This window comes from Gordonia sp. UBA5067 (genome assembly GCF_002414845.1).
Lineage (GTDB): Bacteria > Actinomycetota > Actinomycetes > Mycobacteriales > Mycobacteriaceae > Gordonia > Gordonia defluvii.
Genome location: NZ_DIAX01000065.1, coordinates 45203 through 45614 on the forward strand (window position 1 = coordinate 45203; position 412 = coordinate 45614).

At 65.5% G+C, this 412-nt stretch carries 1 protein-coding gene; it reads right to left on the bottom strand.

Annotation, left to right across the window (positions count from 1 at the left end; translation table 11 throughout):
• Positions 1–44 precede the first annotated feature (44 nt).
• A partial coding sequence (locus B4M62_RS11165) for a glutamate synthase-related protein (RefSeq protein ID WP_290707683.1) occupies positions 45–412 on the bottom strand: 368 nt, incomplete at its 5' end.

Genomic DNA, 412 nt, shown 5'->3' on the forward strand with positions numbered 1-412 from the left:
CGGCGGGCCCTCCTGTGTTGTGGCGCCTGGCGCCTATCGGGCGGTCAACGCGGCCCGTTCATGATGGTGGAGATCTCGGCCGCGTCGAACTCGTTGGGGACGCCCCACTTGGCCTCGTACCCGTAGACCTTGCGGAGCGTGGTGGCGGATTCGTGGCCGTTCAGGATGTCGAGATCGTCGGTGGTGATCAGCCCGGGATGGGCGACGCCGCAGGCCTCGGACACCTTCAGCAGATCGCGGCGGAGGGTTCGGATGTAGTTCGCCGCACGGTCGGCCTTGGTGAGTGGTTCGAGGCCGTGTGCCAGCCACTTGTCCTGGGTGGCAATGCCGGTCGGACATTTGCCGGTATGGCACTTCTGTGCCTGGACACAGCCGATGGACATCATCACCTCGCGGGCGACGTTGACCATGT